Below are 2,898 nucleotides of genomic sequence, written 5' to 3'. Positions count from 1 at the left end.
AAACGGCTTTCGGCCAAGGTCCAGCAGGCGATGACCATGACGGCCGGTGCGCGGCGGGTGGCGGCGGGCTTCGCGGCGACCGGCGGGGTCGCTCGCGGCGTCGACCTGATCGAGCAGCGCGTGCTCAGCGGTGCGCTGAGCGTCAATTCGTAACCAGCGCGAACATCGCGCCGACGACCTGCGACGGGCCCAGTGGGCGGCGCAGGTGCATGTAGCACATCAAGTGCTACGCTTGGTCGATGGAAGTAATCGGGATTCGTGAACTACGCCAGAATGCCAGCGTCTGGGTGGCGAAGGCGAAGGCTGGCGCAATCATCCAAATCACCGAGCGCGGCCGGCCCGTGGCCCGCCTGGTGCCCCTCACCCCCGCCGAGCAGGTGCGTGACAAGCTGATCGCCGAAGGGCAGTTGATCCCCGCGACAGCGCCACGCCTTCCACTCAGCATGGCCGACCTCGTTGAAGGCCGTTCGCTCAGTTCGATACTGGAGGAGCAGCGCGCCGACCGATGATCTACCTTGATACGTCGGCCACCGTGAAACTTATTGCCGCTGAGGAGGAGTCAGCAGCACTGGTCGACTGGCTCAACGCCCGTCTGGAAGACGCCCTGGCCACGAGCGCCATCGGTCACATCGAACTGATTCGCGCGGTCGCGCGGATCGGGCCCGATGCTCTGGCCAGGGCGCGAAATGTCGCCGCCTCGATTGACACCCTCGTGTTGACCGACGCGATCGCGGCCGTGGCGGCCACCATCCCGCCCGCCGAGCTGTGCACTCTCGATGCGATACACCTGGCCACCGCGCACGCCCACCGACGCGGTCTGACAGCGTTCTGCGCCTACGATCGCCGGCTTCTCGATGCGGCAGAATCACAAGGGCTGCCGATCGTCTCGCCGGGAGACGAGGGGAGCGTCGGATAGGTGACGCAGCCACATGCAGGTCACCAGTCTTCCAGACAGCGGCACATCGCTGGGCATCACCATCCCTGCCGGTGGCCGAAGTAGATTGGGCCGGCTGCCGACGAAATGCGGACAAGGTCGATCGGCTACGGCTGGTTTCCATTGTTGTGTTCGGCTGAACCCGCGGTGGATCAGACGCCGACGATGGTGAGGAGGTGTTCGAGCCCTCGGAAGTCATCGACATTGCGCGTATAGAGCGGGAGGTTGGCAGCCACGGCGGTGGCGGCGATCAACAGATCGACGGCTCGCGGGCCACGCGCCTTGCGCCCCGTCGCGACGATCGCAGCGTAGATGCGTCCGTAGGCCCTCGCCGAGTCGCCATCGAATGGCAGTGCATCGAAGCTGGCCTCGGCTCGTTGTAGGCGATCTTGACGTCGCGCTCGCTCGCCGGCGTCGGCCGCCGCGTGCGGGCCGGCGGCGAGTTCAGCCATGGTAAGGGCGCTGATGGCGAGTTCCATTGGGAGCTGCTCGGCGTCGATATGATCCAGTTCGGTCACGACCGAGGTGTCAATGAGCCCCTGCGACGGACGAGGAGCATCAGCCACGGGGCGCGATCTCCTGGCTCGCGGCCTGATCGAGATCTGCTCGGAACCGATCGAAGTCGACCGGCGGAGCCCCGCTGAACGCGGCGACGGCCGCCTCGGCGCTGATGAATCGATGCCGACGCAGCGGCGAAAGCTCGCCGACTGGGATTCCATTCCTGGTCACGACGAATGACTCGCCTCGGTCGAGCCGGCGCATAATCTCGCCGCTGTTGTTGCGCAGCTCGCGCTGAGTGATCTGTTTAGCCACACCAGAGTGTAGCGCGTGTGCTACGCATACTCCGTGCACGGGTGCTCATCACCTCAAACGGCGAGCGTGGCACGGGAATCGGCCGATCCGGCAGGCTCATCGACGGATAAGCCCGACGGCACTGGTGAGCCGGCCGGTAGTGCGCATCTTCTGCACTACCGGCCGGCCGGCTATAGCCGGGGTCCGCTCAGAACCGAGGGTCCGGGCGGGAATTGACACGGGCCACCTTCGATCCCCAGGAGATCAGCTCGGGGCTGGCGTCGTCGTTCGGTATCTCGCACTCGATCAGGACCGGACCGCCCGTGTGGGCGCGGGCCTTCTCGATCGCCTCGGCCAATTCCGCTGCGGTGGTTGCCTTCAGCCCCAGCCCGCCGCCGTCCTCGGCGTTGAACACGTCGACCAGCCCCGCGTAATCCCAGTTCTTGTAGTAGTTGTAGGGACCGTCGTGGATCGCCGACTCGATCACGTACCCGCGGTTGTTGACCAGGAAGATGAGGATCTCCTGGCGGTGGCGGATCATGTTCGAGACCTCTTGGGCCGTCAGCTGAAACGACCCGTCGCCGATGACCGAGACCAGCCGGCGGTCGTCCTCCAGGCCCATCGCGTAGCCGAAGCTGGCGGGTACGGACCAGCCGATCGAGCCCCACTGCATCTCGATCTCGAACCGCGCGCCACCGGGCAGCCGCGTGTACATGCCATTGAGCCAGGAGTCACCGGTCTCCACCAACAGGGTGGTGTTGGAGTCCAGTTCCTCCTCGATCTGGCGCCACATCTCGACCCGGCTCAGCGGTGCGGAGGGGTCGTCGGCCGTCGGCCGGGGCGCCGCCGATGCCGTCCCCCGCAGGCGCTTGTACTGCGTCAGGGTGGCGTCGTCGGCTTGCACCTTCTTCGCGAGGTCGGACAGGAAGTCTGCCAGCGCGACTCCGGTGAACTCGGCGTCGGGGAACCGCACCACCCGCGGTTCGGCGTTGATCATCCGCTTCCGCGGCGGCAACGCGCTGTAGCCGACCGTGGTGTAGTCGTTGAACACCGGACCGGCGGCCACGATCAAGTCGGACCAGTCCACGATGGCCTGGCACTGCGGGCTGCTCACCTCGCCCCAGTAGATCCCGGCGTATTGCGGGTGGTCTTCCGGGAAGAAGCCCTTGGCG

At 66.3% G+C, this 2,898-nt stretch carries 5 protein-coding genes and 1 pseudogene; 3 read left to right on the top strand and 3 right to left on the bottom strand.

The window, feature by feature from the left end; genetic code table 11:
- From VMD50_RS10605 to VMD50_RS10595, 3 genes and pseudogenes are all read left to right on the top strand, one after another.
- Positions 1 to 153: pseudogene (locus tag VMD50_RS10605) on the top strand (glycosyltransferase); the annotation flags it as partial.
- 86 nt (positions 154 to 239) lie between these two features.
- Positions 240 to 509 (top strand): type II toxin-antitoxin system Phd/YefM family antitoxin, encoded by a 270-nt coding sequence (locus tag VMD50_RS10600; protein WP_325427538.1) that lies wholly within the window; start codon positions 240 to 242, stop codon positions 507 to 509.
- A complete protein-coding gene (locus tag VMD50_RS10595) occupies positions 506 to 916 on the top strand; it encodes a type II toxin-antitoxin system VapC family toxin (protein ID WP_325427536.1) in 411 nt (136 codons plus the stop codon). Before VMD50_RS10600 ends, VMD50_RS10595 begins: the two co-directional genes overlap by 4 nt.
- Positions 917 to 1,086: 170 nt before the next feature.
- Here the strand turns inward: VMD50_RS10595 and VMD50_RS10590 are convergent, their stop codons facing one another.
- The 3 genes from VMD50_RS10590 to VMD50_RS10580 form a co-directional block, all read right to left on the bottom strand.
- A complete protein-coding gene (locus VMD50_RS10590) occupies positions 1,087 to 1,500 on the bottom strand; it encodes a type II toxin-antitoxin system VapC family toxin (protein ID WP_325427534.1) in 414 nt (137 codons plus the stop codon).
- Positions 1,493 to 1,747, bottom strand: coding sequence for a type II toxin-antitoxin system Phd/YefM family antitoxin (locus VMD50_RS10585; RefSeq protein ID WP_325427532.1), 255 nt, complete (start codon positions 1,745 to 1,747; stop codon positions 1,493 to 1,495). The genes VMD50_RS10590 and VMD50_RS10585 overlap by 8 nt, the downstream gene beginning before the upstream one ends.
- A gap of 187 nt (positions 1,748 to 1,934) precedes the next feature.
- Positions 1,935 to 2,898: thiamine pyrophosphate-dependent enzyme (locus VMD50_RS10580; protein WP_325427530.1), on the bottom strand; the 964-nt coding region annotated here is incomplete at its 5' end.

It is taken from the genome of Mycobacterium sp., from assembly GCF_035506235.1.
Classification (GTDB): Bacteria; Actinomycetota; Actinomycetes; order Mycobacteriales; family Mycobacteriaceae; genus Mycobacterium.
The sequence above is the reverse complement of the archived record's forward strand: the minus strand, read 5'-3'. Positions and strand labels throughout refer to the sequence as shown.